22 protein-coding genes are annotated in these 20472 nt (G+C 60.5%); 9 read left to right on the plus strand and 13 right to left on the minus strand.

Features of this window, described 5'->3' with window-relative positions:
* Window positions 1-290 precede the first annotated feature (290 nt).
* On the minus strand, window positions 291-1490 hold the full coding sequence (gene tyrS / locus BBG20_RS14465) for a tyrosine--tRNA ligase (protein ID WP_065904579.1): 1200 nt from the start codon (window positions 1488-1490) through the stop codon (window positions 291-293).
* 209 nt (window positions 1491-1699) lie between these two features.
* On the opposite strand from tyrS, the gene BBG20_RS14470 reads away from it, so the two are divergent.
* Window positions 1700-3118: a peptidoglycan DD-metalloendopeptidase family protein gene (locus BBG20_RS14470; RefSeq protein WP_065904580.1), complete on the plus strand. Its 1419-nt coding sequence runs from the start codon at window positions 1700-1702 to the stop codon at window positions 3116-3118.
* Between the two features lie 3 nt (window positions 3119-3121).
* Window positions 3122-4213 carry an anhydro-N-acetylmuramic acid kinase gene (locus BBG20_RS14475; RefSeq protein ID WP_065904582.1) on the plus strand — a complete coding sequence of 364 codons (1092 nt, stop codon included), beginning with the start codon at window positions 3122-3124 and terminating at the stop codon, window positions 4211-4213.
* Window positions 4214-4293: 80 nt separating this feature from the next.
* Here the strand turns inward: BBG20_RS14475 and erpA are convergent, their stop codons facing one another.
* A complete protein-coding gene (gene erpA, locus BBG20_RS14480) occupies window positions 4294-4644 on the minus strand; it encodes an iron-sulfur cluster insertion protein ErpA (RefSeq protein WP_003176443.1) in 351 nt (116 codons plus the stop codon).
* Between the two features lie 146 nt (window positions 4645-4790).
* Entirely contained in the window at window positions 4791-5825 is a 1035-nt protein-coding gene (argC, locus tag BBG20_RS14485; RefSeq protein WP_065904584.1) for an N-acetyl-gamma-glutamyl-phosphate reductase, read from the minus strand.
* 136 nt (window positions 5826-5961) lie between these two features.
* Here argC and hemJ point away from each other — a divergent pair, with 136 nt between their 5' ends.
* From hemJ to coq7, 6 genes are all read left to right on the plus strand, one after another.
* Complete coding sequence (hemJ, locus tag BBG20_RS14490) at window positions 5962-6390, plus strand: protoporphyrinogen oxidase HemJ (RefSeq protein ID WP_065904586.1); 429 nt, start codon at window positions 5962-5964, stop codon at window positions 6388-6390.
* 24 nt (window positions 6391-6414) lie between these two features.
* Window positions 6415-7377: an NAD(P)H-dependent flavin oxidoreductase gene (locus tag BBG20_RS14495; RefSeq protein WP_065904588.1), complete on the plus strand. Its 963-nt coding sequence runs from the start codon at window positions 6415-6417 to the stop codon at window positions 7375-7377.
* A gap of 69 nt (window positions 7378-7446) precedes the next feature.
* Window positions 7447-8409, plus strand: a complete 963-nt coding sequence (locus BBG20_RS14500; protein WP_065904590.1) for a DUF805 domain-containing protein — start codon at window positions 7447-7449, stop codon at window positions 8407-8409.
* 62 nt (window positions 8410-8471) lie between these two features.
* Window positions 8472-9260 carry an SDR family NAD(P)-dependent oxidoreductase gene (locus BBG20_RS14505; protein ID WP_065904592.1) on the plus strand — a complete coding sequence of 263 codons (789 nt, stop codon included), beginning with the start codon at window positions 8472-8474 and terminating at the stop codon, window positions 9258-9260.
* A gap of 46 nt (window positions 9261-9306) precedes the next feature.
* Window positions 9307-9645 carry a histidine triad nucleotide-binding protein gene (locus tag BBG20_RS14510; protein ID WP_010206940.1) on the plus strand — a complete coding sequence of 113 codons (339 nt, stop codon included), beginning with the start codon at window positions 9307-9309 and terminating at the stop codon, window positions 9643-9645.
* 137 nt (window positions 9646-9782) lie between these two features.
* On the plus strand, window positions 9783-10430 hold the full coding sequence (coq7, locus tag BBG20_RS14515; RefSeq protein ID WP_017138087.1) for a 2-polyprenyl-3-methyl-6-methoxy-1,4-benzoquinone monooxygenase: 648 nt from the start codon (window positions 9783-9785) through the stop codon (window positions 10428-10430).
* Between the two features lie 71 nt (window positions 10431-10501).
* Here the strand turns inward: coq7 and BBG20_RS14520 are convergent, their stop codons facing one another.
* Entirely contained in the window at window positions 10502-10924 is a 423-nt protein-coding gene (locus BBG20_RS14520; protein WP_005792019.1) for an OsmC family protein, read from the minus strand.
* Between the two features lie 248 nt (window positions 10925-11172).
* Between BBG20_RS14520 and crp the strand changes: the two genes are divergently transcribed.
* Complete coding sequence (gene crp, locus BBG20_RS14525; RefSeq protein WP_065904593.1) at window positions 11173-11817, plus strand: cAMP-activated global transcriptional regulator CRP; 645 nt, start codon at window positions 11173-11175, stop codon at window positions 11815-11817.
* Here the strand turns inward: crp and BBG20_RS14530 are convergent.
* The 9 genes from BBG20_RS14530 to BBG20_RS14570 form a co-directional block, all read right to left on the minus strand.
* Entirely contained in the window at window positions 11814-12509 is a 696-nt protein-coding gene (locus tag BBG20_RS14530) for a lipoate--protein ligase family protein (RefSeq protein ID WP_065904595.1), read from the minus strand. The genes crp and BBG20_RS14530 overlap by 4 nt on opposite strands.
* A gap of 156 nt (window positions 12510-12665) precedes the next feature.
* Complete coding sequence (trpC, locus tag BBG20_RS14535) at window positions 12666-13502, minus strand: indole-3-glycerol phosphate synthase TrpC (protein WP_065904597.1); 837 nt, start codon at window positions 13500-13502, stop codon at window positions 12666-12668.
* Window positions 13499-14548, minus strand: coding sequence for an anthranilate phosphoribosyltransferase (gene trpD / locus BBG20_RS14540; RefSeq protein WP_065904599.1), 1050 nt, complete (start codon window positions 14546-14548; stop codon window positions 13499-13501). Before trpD ends, trpC begins: the two co-directional genes overlap by 4 nt.
* A 9-nt stretch (window positions 14549-14557) precedes the next feature.
* On the minus strand, window positions 14558-15151 hold the full coding sequence (locus BBG20_RS14545; RefSeq protein WP_065904600.1) for an aminodeoxychorismate/anthranilate synthase component II: 594 nt from the start codon (window positions 15149-15151) through the stop codon (window positions 14558-14560).
* A 10-nt stretch (window positions 15152-15161) separates the two neighbouring features.
* Window positions 15162-16643, minus strand: a complete 1482-nt coding sequence (trpE, locus tag BBG20_RS14550; protein ID WP_065904602.1) for an anthranilate synthase component I — start codon at window positions 16641-16643, stop codon at window positions 15162-15164.
* A gap of 68 nt (window positions 16644-16711) precedes the next feature.
* Entirely contained in the window at window positions 16712-17530 is an 819-nt protein-coding gene (locus BBG20_RS14555; protein WP_065904604.1) for a phosphoglycolate phosphatase, read from the minus strand.
* Window positions 17527-18201 (minus strand): ribulose-phosphate 3-epimerase, encoded by a 675-nt coding sequence (rpe, locus tag BBG20_RS14560; protein WP_065904606.1) that lies wholly within the window; start codon window positions 18199-18201, stop codon window positions 17527-17529. The genes BBG20_RS14555 and rpe overlap by 4 nt, the downstream gene beginning before the upstream one ends.
* A gap of 84 nt (window positions 18202-18285) precedes the next feature.
* Complete coding sequence (locus BBG20_RS14565) at window positions 18286-19434, minus strand: iron-containing alcohol dehydrogenase (protein WP_065904608.1); 1149 nt, start codon at window positions 19432-19434, stop codon at window positions 18286-18288.
* Window positions 19435-19643: 209 nt separating this feature from the next.
* Window positions 19644-20468 (minus strand): ABC transporter permease, encoded by an 825-nt coding sequence (locus BBG20_RS14570; protein WP_017739612.1) that lies wholly within the window; start codon window positions 20466-20468, stop codon window positions 19644-19646.
* Window positions 20469-20472 lie beyond the last annotated feature (4 nt).

Consider the following 20472-nt stretch of genomic DNA (forward strand, 5'->3'; position numbering starts at 1 on the left):
ACTTCAACCACTTGCGCTTCCGATCTCTCGTTAGCGGGAGGCGAATTCTACAGCGTTACACGCTGCTGTCAACACCTCTTTTTCTCCGCTTTCGACCGAGAAGATCGAAACGTTAATAGAGCCAAACAACACTGCTCTACCAACTCCTTCTGGGCTTCGATGAACTGAAGCAAGTCGCTGTCGAATCTCGCGTAACTCTTTGTTTACCAAGGAGTTTTCCGTTTCGACTGCGCCGGAAGTGGGGCGAATTATAGACAGATATAATTCGCCGTCAACACTTAATTTCAGGTTTATTCGGATTTGAGCGTAATACGCGCAAATGCCTTCTTCCCGGCCTGGCAGACGTGGGTAGCGCCCAGCGCGTATATAAAGGTGCGATCGACAACCTCACCATCTATACGCACACCACCGGAACCCAGGAGGTCACGCGCAACCGCCGAGTTCTTGACCAGACCTGCCTTATTAAGCACAGCAGCAATCGGCATCGCCTCAGCGGCAGACAGCTCAATCTCCGGCAGATCATCCGGCAGCTCGCCATCCTTCATGCGATTGCCCGCCGCGCGATGCGCACTGGCCGCTGCCTCTTCACCATGGAAGCGCGCAACGATCTCTTCAGCCAGCTTGATCTTGACGTCACGCGGATTTGCGCCCGCCTCGACATCGGCGCGCAGGGCATTGATCTCATCCATGGAGCGGAAGCTCAACAGCTCGAAGTAGCGCCACATCAGCGCGTCGGGAATGGAAACCAGCTTGCCGTACATCACGCCCGGCGCTTCCTGGATGCCGACATAGTTGCCCAGGGACTTGGACATCTTCTTGACGCCATCCAACCCTTCCAGCAACGGCATGGTCAGAATGCACTGAGCCTCCTGCCCATAAGCACGCTGCAGTTCACGCCCCATCAACAGGTTGAACTTCTGGTCAGTGCCGCCCAACTCAACGTCAGCACGCAACGCTACCGAGTCATAGCCCTGAACCAGCGGATATAGGAACTCATGAATGGCGATCGGCTGATTTGTCGAGTAACGCTTGTCGAAGTCATCGCGCTCAAGCATGCGCGCCACGGTGTACTGCGAGGTCAGGCGAATGAAATCCGCCGGCCCCATCTGATCCATCCAGGTGGAGTTGAACGCCACCTCGGTTTTCGCCGGATCGAGAATCTTGAACACCTGAGTCTTGTAGGTCTCAGCATTGTCGAGAACCTGCTCGCGCGTCAGCGGCGGACGCGTCGCACTCTTGCCGCTCGGATCACCGATCATCCCGGTGAAGTCACCTATAAGGAAGATGACCTGGTGCCCCAGCTCCTGGAACTGGCGCAGCTTATTAATAAGCACGGTATGCCCCAGGTGCAGATCCGGCGCCGTCGGATCAAAGCCAGCCTTGATACGCAGGGGCTGGCCACGCTTGAGCTTTTCGATCAGCTCGGCCTCGACCAACAGTTCTTCCGCACCACGTTTTATCAGCGCTAGCTGCTCTTCAACCGACTTCATAACAGACCCGCAAGGCTCAGATTCAAAAGGGAACCAACCATACAAGATCAGGGACTAATTACAAGTTTTGCCCTGCGCACGGACACCGTTCAGCAAGCCCAGCGTTCGCGAGCTTGCGCCACAGATGATTTGGTTATATTTTATACAGTTATTTCATCTTCATCATGTCATTCATCTTTTCCATTTCATCTTCAAAGTCAAAATTACTTATGACCACAGAACCGTCTAAAGCGCCGCCGCTTTACCCGAAGACCCACCTGCTCGCAGCAAGTGGTATCGCCGCCCTTCTCAGCCTGGCACTCCTGGTATTCCCTTCCAGTGACGTAGAAGCCAAACGAACATCCCTGAGCCTTGACCTGGAAAGCCCGGTTGAACAACTCACACAAGATCAAGACGCTTCCGACGCACAACAAGCCACAAATGCGCCAACCGAATCGCCGTTCGCACAGATAGAAAGCAGCCCCGAAGACACCCAGCAGGCAACCCAGGACCAGCCTGCACCGGCTGCCGACGCGGCCAAGAACCCTCTGCACCGCGAAGTGATCGTGACAAAGGGCGACACTCTGTCGACCCTGTTCGGGAAAGTCGGCCTCCCTGCCACTACCGTTAACGAGGTACTGGCCAGCGACAAACAAGCCAAGCAATTCACCCAGCTCAAACATGGCCAAAAGCTTGAATTTGAATTCACTCCCGATGGCCAGCTGAACAACCTGCACAGCAATGTCAGCGACCTTGAAAGCATCACCCTGACCAAGGGAGCCAAAGGCTTCGCCTTCAACCGCATTACCACCAAGCCGGTGATGCGCTCCGCCTACGTCCACGGCGTGATCAACAGCTCGCTGTCACAATCCGCCGCGCGCGCCGGCTTGTCCCATAGCATGACCATGGACATGGCCAGCGTGTTTGGCTACGACATCGACTTCGCTCAGGACATCCGCCAGGGCGACGAATTCGACGTGATCTACGAGCAGAAAGTCGCCAAAGGCAAAGTGGTCGGTACCGGCAATATTCTCTCCGCGCGCTTCACCAACCGCGGCAAGACCTACACCGCCGTGCGCTACACCAACAAGCAAGGCAACAGCAGCTACTACACCGCCGATGGCAATAGCATGCGCAAGGCCTTCATCCGCACCCCGGTAGACTTCGCTCGTATTAGCTCGCGTTTCTCCATGGGTCGCAAGCATCCAATTCTGAACAAAATTCGCGCTCACAAGGGCGTGGACTATGCAGCCCCGCGCGGCACGCCCATCAAGGCAGCCGGTGACGGCAAGGTGCTGCTGGCCGGACGTCGCGGCGGTTACGGCAATACCGTGATCATCCAGCACGGCAATACCTACCGCACGCTGTATGGCCACATGCAGGGCTTCGCCAAGGGCGTGTCGACCGGCAGTAATGTCAAGCAAGGCCAGGTGATCGGCTACATCGGCACCACAGGCCTGTCGACCGGCCCGCACTTGCACTACGAGTTCCAGGTGAATGGCGTGCACGTCGATCCACTGGGCCAGAAACTGCCAATGGCCGACCCGATCGCCAAGGCCGAGCGCGCACGCTTCCTGCAACAAAGCCAGCCGCTGATGGCGCGCATGGACCAGGAGCGCTCCACCCTGCTCGCCTCGGCGAAGCGCTAAGCCATGCCACGCTATATAGGTGTGATGTCCGGGACCAGCCTTGATGGCCTGGACATAGCCCTGATCGAACAAGACCCGGCGATCAAACTGATCGCCACGCACTACATCCCCATGCCCAGCGCCCTGCGCACCGAGCTGCTGGGTCTTTGCGCCAGCGGCCCGGATGAGATAGCGCGCTCGGCCATCGCCCAGCAGCACTGGGTAGAACTCGCCGCGCAAGGCATTCACGCCTTGCTCGAGCAGCAAAACCTCAAGCCCCAGGACATCCGCGCGATTGGCAGCCATGGCCAGACCATCCGCCACGAACCCGCTCGGGGCTTTACGGTGCAGATTGGCAACCCTGCTCTACTCACAGAGCTGACAGGCATCACGGTTGTCAGTGACTTTCGCAGCCGCGATGTGGCTGCCGGCGGCCAGGGCGCGCCATTGGTGCCCGCGTTTCATGAGGCATTGTTTGGTGAACGCACCGGCAACCGTGCCGTATTGAATGTGGGAGGCTTCAGCAATCTCAGCCTGATCGAGACCGGCAACCCTGTCGCCGGTTTCGACTGCGGCCCGGGTAACGTCTTGTTGGACGCCTGGATTCACCTGCAGCGCGGCGAACACTTTGATCGCGACGGCCAGTGGTCTGCCAGCGGCAAGGTAGAACCCCAGTTGCTCAACGCGCTGCTGGCCGATCCCTTCTTCCAGACCCAAGGCCCGAAAAGCACCGGGCGCGAAGTGTTCAACCTCGAGTGGCTGCAACGACACCTCGCACGCTTGCCCGTGTTCGAGCCCCAAAATGTCCAGGCTACCCTGCTGGAACTGACGGCCCAGACCATCGTCGAGTCCTTGCAGGCTGCACAGGCCCAGACAGAGACCCTGCTGGTCTGTGGCGGCGGCGCCCACAATGGCACACTGATGAAGCGGCTGGCCGCGCTGCTCCCTGCGACCCAGGTCAGCAGTACTGCCACTTTCGGCGTAGACCCCGACTGGGTCGAAGCGATGGCCTTCGCCTGGCTGGCCCATTGCTGCCTGGCAGGCATTGCCGCCAACCGCCCGAGCGTCACCGGTGCACGCGGACTGCGGGTACTGGGTGCCATCTACCCCGCGTAACAATCCCCAGACAGCAAAACGCCGCTTGGCCGATCAAAGCCAAGCGGCGTTTTTGTATCCGTTGCAGACCAGGACGTCGATCAGATCGAGAACGAAGACCCGCAACCACAGGTAGTGGTAGCGTTAGGGTTCTTGATCACGAAACGCGACCCCTCCAGACCTTCCTGGTAATCCACCTCGGCACCTGCCAGGTATTGGAAGCTCATCGGATCCACGACCAGGCTCACGCCCTCGCGCTCGACGATGGTGTCGTCATCGGCCACATCTTCATCGAAGGTAAAACCGTACTGAAACCCTGAACAACCGCCGCCCGTAACGAATACGCGCAGCTTCAAGCGATCATTACCCTCTTCATCGACCAGGCTCTTCACCTTGTGCGCAGCACCGTGGGTGAATTGCAAAGCCGTGGGGGTGAAGGATTCAACGCTCATGCTGATAATCTCCCGGCGTAGCGCCGCCATATGCGTAATGGCCGGCATTATCCGCTTCTCCTAGAAAAGCGGTCAACTATTATGGGAACAGTGGCAAGCTTCAAGCCATGAGCTTCAAGCTTGCCACTTACACCTTGAAGCTGTTTTTAAGGCAGCATGCCCGCGTGGGACAAGCCCAGCTTCTCATCCAGGCCAAACAGGATGTTCATGTTCTGCAGCGCCTGGCCCGACGCACCCTTGACCAGGTTGTCGATCACCGACAGCACCACGACCAGGTCGCCATCCTGAGGACGATGCACGGCAATCCGGCACACGTTGGCACCGCGCACGCTGCGGGTTTCCGGGTGGCTGCCAGCTGGCATCACGTCGACGAACGGTTCATTGGCGTAGCGCTTTTCAAACAATGCCTGCAGATCCACCGACCGATCGACCACGGTTGCGTAGAGTGTGGAGTGAATGCCACGGATCATCGGCGTCAGATGCGGCACGAAAGTCAGGCCCACCTCCTTACCTGCGGCACGGCGCAGCCCTTGGCGGATTTCCGGCAGATGGCGATGCCCTTTTACCGCGTACGCCTTCATGCTTTCCGACGTCTCGGAGTACAGCGACCCCACAGCCGCACCACGACCGGCGCCGCTCACACCCGACTTGCAGTCCGCGATCAGGCGCGAAGCATCCGCCAGACCCGCTTCCAGCAATGGCAGGAAACCCAACTGCGTGGCGGTCGGATAGCACCCCGGTACCGCGATCAGCCGCGCTTGCTTGATCTGCTCACGATTGACTTCCGGCAGGCCGTAGACCGCTTCCTCCAGCAATTGCGGCGCACCGTGGGGCTGGCCGTACCACTTGGCCCACTCATCGGCGTCCTGCAGGCGAAAGTCCGCCGACAAATCGATCACCTTGGTGCCCGCAGCCAGCAATTCGCCAGCCAACGCGTGAGCAACGCCGTGAGGAGTGGCAAAGAACACCACATCGCAGGCGCCCAGTGTCTTGATGTCCGGAACGCTGAACGCCAGGCCGTCATAGTGGCCGCGCAGGTTCGGGTACATATCGGCCACGGCCAGTCCGGCCTCGGATCGGGAAGTGATGACCACCACCTCAGCTTGCGGATGCTGAGCCAACAGACGCAGCAATTCGACACCGGTGTAACCCGTGCCGCCGACGATACCGACCTTGACCATAAACCTGCCCTCAACGAACCCACTGGAAAGCCGTCGATAATAGGGGCCGTATCGTCCTGCGACAACCGTCAACGTGACGTACGGGCGCATGAGCCACTACTATCTTCAGTTACCGTGAACCTGGGAATAACTAGAAATGCTCTATCTATGGATCAAAGCCTTCCACATCGTCAGCATCGTCTGCTGGTTTGCCGGGTTGTTCTACCTGCCACGCCTGTTTGTCTACCACGCCCAAAGCGAAGACACCGTCAGCAAGGAACGCTTCAGCATCATGGAGCGCAAGCTCTACCGCGGCATCATGGGCCCGGCGATGGTCGCCAGCCTGGTATTCGGCATCTGGCTGATTGCGCTCAACCCTGCGATCTTTAAATCCGGCGCCTGGATCCACGCCAAGCTCAGCCTGGTGGTGTTGCTGATCGGCTACCACCACATGTGCGGCGCGCAGGTAAAACGCTTCGCCCGTGGCGAAAACACCCGCAGCCATGTCTTTTATCGCTGGTTCAATGAAGTGCCCGTTCTGATATTGCTGGCTATCGTAATTTTGGTCGTGGTCAAACCGTTCTAATTTCAATTACTCGGGGTACCTCCAATGTCGCTGCCCGCTTTGCTTGAACAACGTCTGCGCCTGCCGGTCGTCGCTGCGCCGATGTTTCTGATTTCCAACCCCCAACTGGTCCTGGCGTGCTGTCGCAACGGGGTGGTCGGCAGCTTTCCGGCGCTCAATCAGCGCGAGAGCAGCGGCTTCAAGGCTTGGCTGGAGGAAATCGAAGCGGGCCTGGCGCAGTTGGACAATCCCGCGCCGTATGCCGTCAACCTGATCGTGCATAACAGCAACCCACGGCTTGAGGCTGACCTGGCGATCTGCGTCGAGCACAAGGTGCCCATCGTCATCACCAGCCTCGGTGCAGTGAAGGAGCTGGTGGATGCCGTCCACAGCTACGGCGGCTTGGTGTTCCACGATGTCACGACCCGGCGCCATGCCGAAAAGGCCGCTGAAGCCGGCGTGGATGGCTTGATTGCCGTAGCCGCCGGAGCCGGTGGTCATGCTGGCACCTGGAGCCCATTCGCGCTGATCGCCGAGATTCGCCAGTTCTTCGACAAGACCCTGCTGCTGGCCGGCTGCCTCAACCATGGACACGAAATCCTCGCGGCCCAGTTGTTGGGCGCAGACCTGGCGTATTTCGGCACGCGCTTTATCGGCACCACCGAAAGCCACGCCCCGGATGCCTATAAAGAGATGCTGCTCACATCGCGCGCCGCCGACATCGTGCACACTCCCGCTGTCTCCGGCGTGCCTGCCAGCTTCATGCGCCAGAGCCTGGAAAACGCCGGTTTCGACCTGGCTGCGCTGCAAGGCAAGGGCGAAGTCAACTTCGGCTCCAAGCTCAAGCCGTTGAGCGACGAAGCGAAAGCCTGGAAGACGGTATGGTCTGCCGGCCAGGGGGTCGGCGAGATTGACGATTTGCCCAGCGTCGATGAACTCGTTGCCCGCCTGGATGCCGAATACCGCAAGGCGCGCGAGCAGGCGGCACAATTGCGCTGGCCACGCTGAACCCATCGCAAGGCCTGCCCATCCGGCAAGCCTGCACCACCTCCCTGAACAAGTGACAAGGAAGCCCGCATGAGCGACAACCGTTTCAAGATTGTGTTTGATGGAGCCTTGCTCCCGGGTGTCGAAAGCACCACGGCCAAACTGAACCTGGCCGAGCTGTTCAAGAGTGAAGTCGAAGCCATCGAGAAACTCTTCACTGGCCGCCCGGTTGCACTCAAACGCGATCTATCCCGTCCGGATGCCGAAACCTACCTCACTGCGCTGAAAAACGCCGGGGTGGATGCGCGCATCGAACCCGAACAACCAGTGGCCTTCAGCCTCGCCGAAACCCACGAGACGGAGTCCTCCAACACCGATTACTCGCGCCCGGCGGCCTCACCTTACGCCCCGCCACGCGCCACCGTGGGCGATGACCTGCCGGAATACGCCACCCTCAAGGTCTTTACCATCCACGGGCGCATTGGCCGTCTGCGGTATCTGGCCTGGACGCTGGTACTGACTCTCGCGCTGCTGGTGGCTGGCGGCATTATCAGCACCGTCAGTTTCGCGGTAGCCACGGCCTCGCCAGTATTGGGCACCCTCATTGGCGTGGTGCTCGGCCTGGCATTGTTCGTTGCGCTGGTGTGGGTCAGCGTGCAAATCGGTGTGCAGCGCCTGCACGACCTGGGATGGTCCGGCTGGCTGTACTTTCTCAACCTCGTACCGCTGGTGAACAGCGTCTTCCCGATCCTGCTGCTGGTATTGCCAGGTAATGCGGGCGCCAACCAATACGGCGCACCGCCTCCGCGCAACTCCACGGCGGTAAAAGTCCTCGCCACGTTGTGGCTGGCGTTTATCCCGGTGGTGCTGGCCATCGTCGTCACGCTGGGCATGAACGGTTACCTGGACCAGCTCGAAGCCAACATGGACAGCAGCTACGAAAGCAGCTCCATCACCTCCGATGACGAAGCCGATCAAGCCGCCACTGTCGAGGAAGACGACGCGCAAAGTGCTGACGAAGCGGCCGAACCTGTAGACTCTCCAGAACAGTAAAGAAACGCCCGCCGCCTGTGATGCCTCCGTCACAGGCCGGGGGCGTTGCGATGGAGAAAGGCATGACCCGTTACGCTCTGATCACCGGTGCCTCAAGCGGCATCGGCCTGGCCTTGGCCGAAGCCCTTGCCCGTCGCGGCCGCAGCTTGATTCTGGTGGCCCGCCAGCGTGATCAGTTGGAAAGCATTGCAATCGAATTGACTCAACGCTTTGGCGTCGAAGTGCTGTTTCGCGCCTGCGACCTGGGCGAGCCACTGCGCTTGTCCGGGTTCCTGCTGGAGCTGGAAGAAGGCGAGCGGCAGATCGATTTGCTGGTGAACTGCGCCGGCATCGGCACCAGCGGCCCATTCCTGGCCCAGGACTGGATGACCGAGCAGGATCTGATCGAAGTCAACATCCTGGCCCTGACCCGCATGTGTCACGCCCTTGGCAATGCCATGGCGCTGCATGGCGGCGGGCAGATCCTCAACGTTGCCTCGGTTGCAGCGTTCCAACCCGGCCCGTGGATGAGCAGCTATTACGCCAGCAAGGCCTATGTACTGCACTTCTCCGAAGGACTGCGTGAAGAACTCAAGACCTGTGGCATCAAGGTCTCGGTGCTCTGCCCGGGCCCGACGCGTACCGCGTTCTACGGCACCGCGCAAATGGACACGGCCAAGCTCGAGGGCAGCGACAAGCTGATGAGCCCGGAAGAAGTGGCGCTTTACACTGTGCGTGCGCTGGAAAAGAACAAAGCCATCATCATTCCCGGCCGACGCAACCGCTGGATCGCCTTCAGCCCGCGTTTCAGCCCGCGCTGGCTCACCCGCAAGATTGCCGGGGCCATCAACAAGGCCTATTGCCCGCGCTGATTGCCTGAGTACACTCACCCTGCACTTTCATAATGGAGAAACAGCTGTGGATACTCTGTTCACCAAGATCATCAACAGAGAAATACCCGCGGATATCATCTACGAAGATGATCAAGTCCTTGCCTTCAAGGACATCCACCCGGCAGCCCCCGTACATTTCCTGGTGATCCCGAAGAAACACATTCCCACCCTCAACGACCTGACTGAGGAAGACAAGGCCCTGGCTGGCCATATTCTGTTCACTGCCCAGCGCCTGGCGGTGGAGCAAGGCTGCGAAGAAGGCTTCCGGGTGGTGATGAACTGCAACCCGAAAGGCGGACAGACCGTTTATCACATCCATATGCATGTGCTGGGTCAGCGCCAGATGAACTGGCCGCCGGGCTGATTCCCCGTTGGAGCTTGCGACTGCTTCGTAGTCGAACGGCAGCAAGCTCCCTCGCCACAAGGGCAAATTGACTCAGCGCAAACGCTCCCCCCTCTCTTGCGGTAAACTGGCCGCCGAGATTCTTCCCGGAGGTCAGCATGACTACCCAACGTCACTACTCGCCGATTGATCGCCTGTTGCTGCAAGCCGACATGGCCATGCGCACGCTGCTGCCTTTCAGCGGCCAACCGTATCGCCCGTCGCCCGCCATCGTGCAGCCCGATGCACAGATGAGCGAGACCGATACCCGCCATGTCGCTGGCCTGATGCGTATCAACCATACCGGTGAAGTCTGTGCCCAGGCGCTGTATCAAGGCCAGGCCTTGACCGCCAAGCTGCCGCAGGTGCGTGCAGCCATGGAGCATGCGGCCGAGGAAGAAATCGACCACCTGGCCTGGTGCGAGCAACGCATCCGCCAGTTGGGGAGCCACCCTAGCGTGCTGAACCCGCTGTTTTATGGCTTGTCGTTTGGCATCGGCGCCGCCGCAGGGCTGATCAGCGACAAGGTCAGCCTGGGTTTTGTCGCAGCAACCGAACATCAGGTGTGCAAGCACCTGGATGAACACCTTGAGCAACTGCCGGCCGAAGACGAAAAGTCGCGGGCGATTCTCGAACAAATGCGCATCGACGAAGAGCACCACGCCGAAAGCGCGCTGGATGCCGGCGGCTTTCGCTTCCCGGCTCCGGTGCGGTTTGGCATGAGCGTGCTGGCCAAGGTCATGACCAAAAGCACGTATCGGATCTGAATGCAGCAAGCCTGAGTCGCAAAAAAGGGCGCTTTCAAAGCGCCCTTTCTTTTTGCCAGCAGATTGTGCGATCAACCCAGCTCAATGATTTCGTAATCATGGGTGATGGCCACACCGGCCGCGCCCAGCATGATCGACGCCGAGCAGTACTTCTCTGCCGACAGCTCGATGGCCCGCTTGACCTGGGCTTCCTTCAGCGCCCGCCCCTTGACCACAAAGTGCATGTGGATCTTGGTGAACACCTTGGGATCTTCAGTGGCGCGCTCGGCTTCCAGGAAGGCTTCGCAGCTTTCCACGGCCTGGCGGGACTTTTTCAGGATACTGACCACGTCGAAATTGCTGCAACCGCCTACACCCAGCAGGAGCATTTCCATCGGGCGTACGCCCAGGTTACGGCCACCGGCTTCCGGCGGGCCGTCCATGACCACCACATGGCCACTGCCCGACTCACCGAGGAACATGGCTTCGCCCGCCCATTGGATGCGTGCCTTCATCGCCCAGACTCCACTGCTAAAAAAGGGTCGCCAGCTTAGCACAGGGGCTGATCACGGCAGTGTTTCCCATGAAAGCGATCAATAGCAGGATTTCCCGGCTAATTTGGCTAATAGAGACAGAATGTGTCTGGTAAGCTGGCGCCAACTCAATGGCGCATTGCCATCCTTTGTACAGCGTGTATCAATGCCGATACCGCTGGTATAAAAACAAATCCATCTACACCGTGCAGTCTTTTCGGGATACAACCATGGTTGCTCTTACTCCCATACCCAAGATCAAGAATCTCGACAAGCTGCTGATGCACTGCCAGCGCCGGCGCTATCCGGCCAAGCACAACATCATCTGCGCCGGCGAGCGCTCCGAAACGCTGTTCTTCATTATCAAAGGCTCGGTCACCATCCTGATCGAGGATGAAGACGGCCGTGAAATGATCATCGCCTACCTGAACACCGGGGATTTCTTTGGGGAGCTGGGGCTGTTTGAACAGGCCGGCAAGGAGCAGGAGCGCAGTGCCTGGGTGCGCGCCAAGGTCGAATGCGAAGTGGCCGAGATCAGTTACGCCAAATTTCGCGAACTGGCCCAGCACGATCCCGACATTCTCTACGCCCTCAGCGGTCAAATCGCCCAGCGTCTGCGTGACACCACGCGCAAGGTCGGCGACCTGGCGTTCTTTGATGTCACCGGCCGCGTGGCGCGCTGCCTGTTGGAGTTGTGCAAGCAGCCCGACGCCATGACCCATCCCGACGGCATGCAGATCAAAGTCACGCGCCAGGAAATCGGGCGCATTGTCGGCTGTTCACGGGAGATGGTCGGACGAGTGCTCAAGGACCTCGAAGAACGCAACCTGGTGCACGTCAAAGGCAAGACGATGGTGGTGTTCGGTACCCGTTAACCCGGCAGGAAGCTGGCCAACATCTGACGGTACAACGTGTCGAGCCGGCTGATGGCGTCCGGCGCGGCGAAGGCTTCGTGCAGGGCGATATGGCTGTCGGCACGCACCCGCTGCTCAAGGCCACACGCCTGGTTGAAGCGATTGACCGCCGCGATCAACTCATCGCGATCGTTTTCCAGCAACAGCGCACCGTGCACCAACCCCACCGGACGACCGCCGACTTGCCGCCAGCGCTGGGCAGTGCCGACCATCTTGCGACCGTTGAGGTTGACGTTATAGCGACCATCACAGAACGCCCCGTCGATTTCACCGACCGAGGCGTCACCGCCCAACTCGATCAACATATCGCAGATCGGCTGGCATAAACGCTGGTAACCGGTTTCGATGCGGCCTTGGTCGCCTTCGCTGCGTGGGGGTGCGTAGACCAGGGCAATATTCACCGTGGCACTCGACTGCGGCACCGGCTCGCCGCCGGTTTCGCGCAGCAATACCGGCCAACCGGCGTCCGCCGAGACCTGGCTAGCGGTTTCGAACGCTGGCAGCCGACTCAAGCGGCGGGGCATTACCAGGGCTTGGTCGCTGGGTTGCCAGAATAATAGGCCGAATTCCTGCTCACCCGCGCAAACGGCCGCCAGGAGGTCTTGCTCGCCGGCAAGACCTGCTTGGACAGTCATCGACATTGGCTTGGTCATCGAACACCTACCTCTCTGGATCAGCACAGAATCAAATGTGGGAGCTGGCTTGCCTGCGATGCAAGCACCTCGGTGTATCTATATCACCAAGGTGACGCTATCGCAGGCAAGCCAGCTCCCACAAAAGCCAGCCCCCACACTTACCGACGTTGAAAGTCAGTCGAGGGTCGAACCACTCACCGCCACGCCACGCTCCGGGAAGAACAGACGCTGCAACTCCGCCCCCGGGTTCTCGGCACGCATGAAGGTCTCGCCCACCAGGAACGAGTACACCCCACTGATTTCCATCAGTTCCACATCGGCACGGTTGACGATGCCACTCTCGGTAATCACCAGACGGTCGCGCGGAATCCGCGGCAGCAGGTCGAGGGTGTTTTCCAGGCTGACTTCGAAGGTGTGCAGATTACGGTTGTTGACGCCCACCAGCGGGGTGTCGAGGGTTTTCAGCGCACGTTCCAGCTCATCACCGTCGTGTACTTCGACCAGCACATCCAGGCCGACACTCTTGGCCACGGCCGCCAGCTCCGCCATCTTCACATCATCCAGCGCGGAGACGATCAGCAGCACGCAGTCGGCGCCCAAGGCGCGGGCTTCGACGATCTGGTACGGGTCGACCATGAAATCCTTGCGGATCACCGGCAACTTGCACGCCGCGCGAGCCTGCTGCAGGAACAGGTCGCTGCCTTGGAAGTAATCGATATCGGTGAGCACGGAGAGGCACGTCGCCCCGCCCTTCTCATAGCTCTTGGCAATGTCTTCAGGAATGAAGATCTCGCGGATCACACCCTTGCTGGGCGAAGCCTTCTTGATTTCAGCAATGACGGCAGGCTGTTTTTCCTTGGCCTGCTTGATCAGTGCATTGGCAAAACCACGCGGTGCGTCAGCGATTTTCGCCTGGCTTTCCAGCTCGGCGAGGCTGACGCGAGCACGGCGCTCGGCGACTTCTTCGGCCTTGCGGGCCAGGATCTTTTCCAGAACGGTCGGCACACTCATCCTTCATTCTCCATCTTGAATACTGCGGTGAATGCTCCCAGTTCTTCGAGCTTCTCGCGAGCCAGACCAGTGTGCAGCGCATCGTGGGCCAAGGCGACACCTTCCTTAAGACTATAGGCGTGGTCGGCTGCGTAAAGTGCCGCGCCAGCATTCAGAACAATCATTTCCGCCGCTTTTTGACCGTTCTCGGTCTTGCGACGCCCGAGGGCATCGCGAATCAGTTCCAGCGATGCCGCCGGGCTTTCCACCGCCAGGCCGTGCAGGCTCTGGCTTTTCATGCCCAAGTCTTCAGGCTCGACCCAGTATTCGGTGACCTGGTCGTCCTTCAACTCCGCCACGAAGGTCGGTGCTGCCAGGCTGAATTCGTCCAGGCCGTCCTTGGAATGCACCACCAGCACATGCTTGCTGCCCAGGCGTTGCAATACTTCCGCCAGCGGCCGGCACAGGGCCTGGCTGAACACGCCGACCACCTGGTGCTTCACACCGGCCGGATTCGTAAGCGGGCCGAGCATGTTGAACAGGGTACGCAGGCCGAGGTCCTTGCGCGGGCCTGCGGCGTGCTTCATCGCGCCATGGTGGGACTGGGCAAACATGAAGCCGATGCCGACGTTGTCGATGCAGCGCGCCACTTGTACCGGGGTCAGGTTCAGGTAGATGCCGGCCGCTTCCAGCAGGTCGGCGCTGCCGCTCTTGCCGGACACCGCACGGTTGCCGTGCTTGGCCACGGTGCAACCCGCCGCCGCGACCACAAAGGAGGACGCCGTCGACACGTTGAAAATATTCGCACCGTCGCCGCCGGTGCCGACCACGTCGACCACGCCATCGAGGGTCTTGAGCTCAACCTTGTCCGCCAGCTCGCGCATGACCGACACGGCGCCGACGATCTCGTCGATGCTCTCGCTCTTCATGCGCATGGCCATCATGAACGCGCCGATCTGCGCGTCGGTGCATTGACCGGTCATGATCTCGCGCATCACATCGCTCATTTCAGCGGTGCTCAGGTCCAGGTGGCCGACGATACGGCTCAGGGCAGTCTTGATATCCATGGAAAGTCCTTAGCGCGTGCCGCCGCTCTGCTTGAGAAAGTTGGCGAACAGCTCGTAGCCCTGCTCGGTCAGGATCGATTCGGGGTGAAATTGCACCCCTTCGATATTCAGTGTCTTGTGGCGCAGGCCCATGATCTCGTCGACCGAACCGTCTTCCAGCTGGGTCCAGGCGGTGAGTTCCAGGCATTCCGGCAGGGTCTCGCGCTTGACCACCAGCGAATGGTAGCGGGTCACGGTCACCGGCAGGTTGAGGCCGTGAAACACGCCCACATCATTATGGAACACCGGGCTGGTCTTGCCGTGCATCACCTGGCGCGCGCGCACCACGTCACCGCCAAAGGCCTGGCCGATGGACTGGTGGCCCAGGCACACGCCCAGGATCGGCAGCTTGCCGGCGAAATATTGGATTGCTTCCAGGGAAATACCCGCCTCGGTCGGCGTGCACGGGCCTGGCGAAACCACGATACGCTCCGGGTTCAGGGCAGCGATCTCGGCCACGCTCAGTTCGTCGTTGCGCACTACCTTGACCTCGGCACCCAGCTCGCCCAGGTACTGCACAACGTTGTAGGTAAAGGAGTCGTAGTTATCAATCATCAGCAACATGGGGGAAACCTCAGGAATTGGGGGTCTGTTCAGCCAGCGCAACGGCGCGGAACATCGCGCGGCGCTTGTTCAGGGTTTCTTCCCATTCGAGGGCCGGCACCGAGTCGGCGACGATCCCGCCGCCGGCCTGCACGTGCAGTTCCCCGTCCTTGATCACCGCCGTACGGATCGCAATGGCGGTGTCCATGTTGCCGTTCCAGGCGAAATAACCCACGGCGCCGCCGTAGACACCGCGCTTGACCGGTTCCAGCTCGTCGATGATCTCCATCGCGCGGATCTTCGGCGCACCCGACAAGGTGCCCGCCGGCAGAATCGCGCGCAGCGCGTCCATCGCGGTCAAGCCGGCTTTCAGCTCACCGGTGACGTTGGACACAATGTGCATCACATTCGAGTAACGCTCGATCACCATCTTCTCGGTGAGTTTCACCGAACCGATTTCCGACACACGCCCGGTGTCGTTGCGGCCCAGGTCGATCAGCATCAGGTGCTCGGCGATTTCCTTGTCGTCACTGAGCAGGTCTTCTTCCAGCGCCAGGTCGGCTTCTTCGGTCGCGCCACGCGGGCGTGTGCCGGCGATCGGACGCACGGTGATCAGGTTGTCTTCGACCCGCACCAGCACTTCCGGCGAACTGCCCACCACGTGGAAGTCGCCAAAGTTGAAGAAGTACATGTACGGCGTCGGGTTGAAGCAGCGCAGCGCGCGATACAGGTCGATCGGCGCAGCCTTGAAGTCGATGGACATGCGCTGCGACGGCACCACTTGCATGCAGTCACCGGCGAGGATGTATTCCTTGATGGTATCGACCGCGCGCTCGTAGTCATCCTGAGTAAAGCTTGAACGAAAGATCGGGTCGGCTGCCGGTGGACGGCTGAGGTCCAGGCCGCGACGCGGAGTGATTGGCTGGCGCAGTTTTTCCAGCAGGGCTTCGAGGCTGGCCTGGCCCTGCTCGAAGGCGTCAGCCTTGGACGGGTCGGCGAGCACGATCGCGTGCATCTTGCCGGCGAGGTTGTCGAACACCACCACCGCATCCGAGACCATCAACAGAATGTCCGGTACACCCAGCGGATCCGGGTTCGGGCATTTGCCCAGGCGTTTTTCCACGTAGCGCACGCAGTCGTAGCCGAAATACCCCACCAGGCCGCCGTTGAAACGCGGCAGGCCAGGGATGGTCGGCACGTTGTAGCGCGCCTTGAAGGTTTCGACGAACGCCAGCGGGTCTTCCACGTCATGGCTTTCAATCTCGACGCCATCATGGGTGATGCTCACGTGATGGTCGTGCACCCGCAGTACGGTGCGGCACGGCAGGCCGATGATCGAGTAGCGGCCCCACTTCTCGCCGCCCTGTACCGATTCGAGCAGGTAGGAGTTGGGCTCGTCGGCCAGTTTCAGGTAGATCGACAGCGGCGTATCGAAGTCGGCCAGGGTTTCGCAGGCCATGGGAATGCGGTTATAGCCGGCAGCGGCCAAACGCAGGAATTCTTCGCGGGTCATGATGTGCCTCGTGGCATGAGGGTCTAACAGTCAGGTATGCAAACGTGCCGCAGCGCGGCCAGGATCAGTCAGGCGCGCCAACGCCAGCGGGCCAGGGCCTTGATGACTTTCATCCAGAGTTTGCGAGTGACCACCACGATGGAATTTCCAGAAGGGGACGGATCGATGTCGGGCAACGTTATCTCAGCGCCCGCTCCCAAGCAACCGGGGATTAACAGTCGCAGGTCATCAATCACCAGCGCCGGCGACTCTTCGGCGATCGGCCGGCCATGGTTGTAGCCGTAACTGAGCGCCACGCACTGCACGCCAGCGGCCTTTGCCGCCAGCACATCACTGCGCGAATCGCCGACAAACAACGACTGGGAGGCAGGAATATTGGCCATTTTCATCACGAAAAACAGCGCTGCCGGGTCGGGCTTCTTCTGCGGCAAGGTATCGCCACCGATGATCCAGCGGAAATACCGGCCGATTTTCATCTGGTCCAACAGCGGCGCGACGAAACGCTCCGGCTTGTTGGTGATCAGGGCCATTTCCACGCCCTGCTTGCTCAACCATTTGAGCGTGTCGCGCACGCCGGGGTAGACCACGGTCAGTTCGTGGCCGCCTTCATAGGCGGCATTGAACAGTTCCAGGGCGTGCTCGGCCTCGACATCGTCGACGCCTTCGGCATCGATGTGATTGGCCAAGGCCCGGCGCACCAGCATCTGCACGCCGTTGCCGACCCACTCGCGCACCGATTCGATCCCCGCCGGCTTGCGCCCCAGCTTGAGCAGCATCTCGTCCACCGCCGCTGCCAGGTCAGGCACCGAATCGATCAACGTACCGTCCAGATCGAACATCACCAGCCGTGGCAGCTTGCCGGGAAACAGCTGCTCGAAGCCGCTCATGGACGCGCCAGCGCCAGTTCTGCACGCATCTTGTCGATGACTTCCTGGTAATCGGGGGCGTTGAAGATCGCCGAGCCGGCCACAAAGGTGTCGGCGCCTGCTGCTGCGATTTCACGGATATTGTTGACGTTGACCCCGCCGTCGATTTCCAGGCGGATATCGCGGCCCGAGGCATCGATCAGCGCGCGGGCTTCGCGCAGTTTGTTCAGGGTGCCGGGGATGAACTTCTGCCCGCCGAAGCCTGGGTTGACGCTCATCAGCAAGACCATGTCGACCTTGTCCATCACGTATTCAAGCACGCTCAACGGGGTGGCCGGGTTGAACACCAGGCCCGCCTTGCAACCGCCTTCGCGGATCAGTTGCAGGGTGCGATCGACGTGCAGCGTGGCTTCCGGGTGGAACGTGATGTAGGTGGCGCCGGCCTCGATGAAGTCGCCGACGATGCGGTCCACCGGGCTGACCATCAGGTGCGCGTCGATCGGCGCGGTGACGCCGTACTTGCGCAGCGCCGCGCAGACCATCGGGCCAATGGTCAGGTTGGGCACGTAGTGGTTGTCCATGACATCGAAGTGCACGAAGTCGGCACCGGCGGCCAACACTTTGTCCACTTCCTCACCCAGGCGGGCGAAGTCGGCGGAGAGAATCGATGGAGCAATGACGAAGGGCTGCATGACGCACCTTTTTTGAGCTAAATCACGATGGCGCGCATTGTATACCTCATGCTTTGCCCTGCGCACCGTGACCTGGCTCAACGGCTAGTACGCAGCCCGATAGATTTTCTCGATATCCGCCGCGCTGAGCTTGCGCGGATTGTTGCGCATCAGGCGCTCGATACCGGCCGCTTCGGTGGCCATGGACGCGATAGCCTCCTCGGGCACGCCAAAGCTGCGCAGGCCTGCCGGGATCTCCACGGCAGCGCACAAGCGTGTCATCGCCTCGACTGCCTGGTCGGCCGCATCGTTGACGCTGAGCCCGCTCACATTCACGCCCATGGCCTGGGCAATGTCCTGCATGCGCTCGACACAGGCCAGCTTGTTCCAGTGCATCACATACGGCAGCAACAGGGCGTTGCTCACGCCGTGGGCGATATTGAAGCGTCCACCCAGCTGGTACGCCAATGCGTGCACCGCGCCGACCCCGGCGTTACCGAATGCCATGCCGGCCATCAGGCTCGCGGTGGCCATGTCATCGCGGGCCTGCAGGTTGGCCGGGTTGGCGTAGGCCTTGGGCAGCGCCGTGGCAATCAGCTTGATCGCACCAATGGCCAGGGCATCGGTGATCGGCGAGGCGTTCAGCGACAAATAGGACTCGATGGCATGCACCAGCGCATCCACACCACTGGCCGCAGTGACACTGCGCGGGCAGGTCAAGGTCATTTGCGGGCTGATCAACGCGACATCCGGCAGCAGGTAATCGCTGACGATGCCTTTCTTCAACTGCGCGGCCTTGTCGGAGAGGATCGCCACATTGGTCACCTCGGAGCCGGTGCCGGCAGTGGTAGGGATCGCGATCAGCGGCGGGCCCTTGCGCGGCACCTGGTCGACGCCGAACAAATCCGCCAGCGCGCCGTGATAACCGGCATAGGCCGCGACACTCTTGGCGATGTCGATGGCGCTGCCACCGCCCACGCCGATCAGGCCATCGTGCCCGCCTTCGCGGTACACGCGCATGCAGTCCTCGACGATGGCGATTTCCGGGTCGGGCAGCACGCGGTCGAAGATTTCGTAAGTGCGCTCACCAAGGTGTTCGAGCGCCAGCGCCACGGTGCCGGACTTGACCAGTGCGGCATCGGTGACGATCAGCGGGTTGTCCACATCCAGGCGTGTGAGTTCGGCAGCCAGTTGTTCGATGGCGCCAGCGCCGGTCAGCAGTTTGTGGGCGATCTTGAATGAGGAAGTACTCATGTGCGCGGCCTCTTATTCGGAAATGGGCTGGCACTAGAGTAGCTGAGGGAAATAGGTTGTCAGCCATTCAGCAACTGAATGGTCTGAATGAACACAAACCCAATGTGTGCGGGCTTGCTCGCGAAAGCGGTGTGTCAGTCAACAGACCTTTTACTGATCCACCGCTTTCGCGAGCAAGCCCGCTCCCACATTTTGATCTCCATTTGGGTTTAGACCTGCGCGGTACGCAGTTTCTCGCTGCGGCCACGCAGCCATTCCAGGGTCAGCAACAGCAAGACCGAGAAGGCAATCAACAAGGTCGCTGCCGCAGCAATGGTCGGGCTGAGGTTCTCGCGGATGCCGCTGAACATCTGGCGCGGCAGGGTCGCTTGCTCGGGGCCGGCGAGGAACAGCGTCACCACCACCTCGTCGAACGACGTGGCGAAGGCGAACAGCGCGCCGGAGATCACCCCCGGTGCAATCAACGGCAGGGTCACCCGGCGAAACGCGGTCAATGGCGAAGCGCCCAGGCTGGCAGCCGCCCGCACCAGATTATGGTTGAACCCCTGCAACGTCGCCGACACGGTGATGATGACAAACGGCACGCCAAGCACGGCGTGCACCACAATCAGCGAGAAGAAACTGTTGCCCAGGCCCAGCGGCGCAAAGAACAGGTAACTGGCCACGCCGATGATCACCACCGGCACCACCATCGGCGAAATCACCAAGGCCATGACCAAGGCTTTGCCGGGGAAATTCCCGCGCGTCAGGCCAATCGCCGCCAGCGTGCCGAACACCATGGCCAGCACCGTGGCCGCCGGGGCGACGATGATGCTGTTCTTCAAGGCACGCATCCATTCGGCCGAGGCGAAGAAGTCCTGGTACCAGTGCAGCGAAAAACCCTGCAGCGGGTACACCAGGAAACTGCCGCTGTTGAACGACAGCGGGATGATCACCAGCACGGGCAGGATCAGGAACAGCAGGATCAGGCCGCAGAGAATCCGCAAGCTGTAGAACCACACCCGCTCGACGGGCGACATATAAGGACTCAGCATCGCA

It is taken from the genome of Pseudomonas aylmerensis (genome assembly GCF_001702265.1).
GTDB classification, from domain to species: domain Bacteria; phylum Pseudomonadota; class Gammaproteobacteria; order Pseudomonadales; family Pseudomonadaceae; genus Aquipseudomonas; species Aquipseudomonas aylmerensis.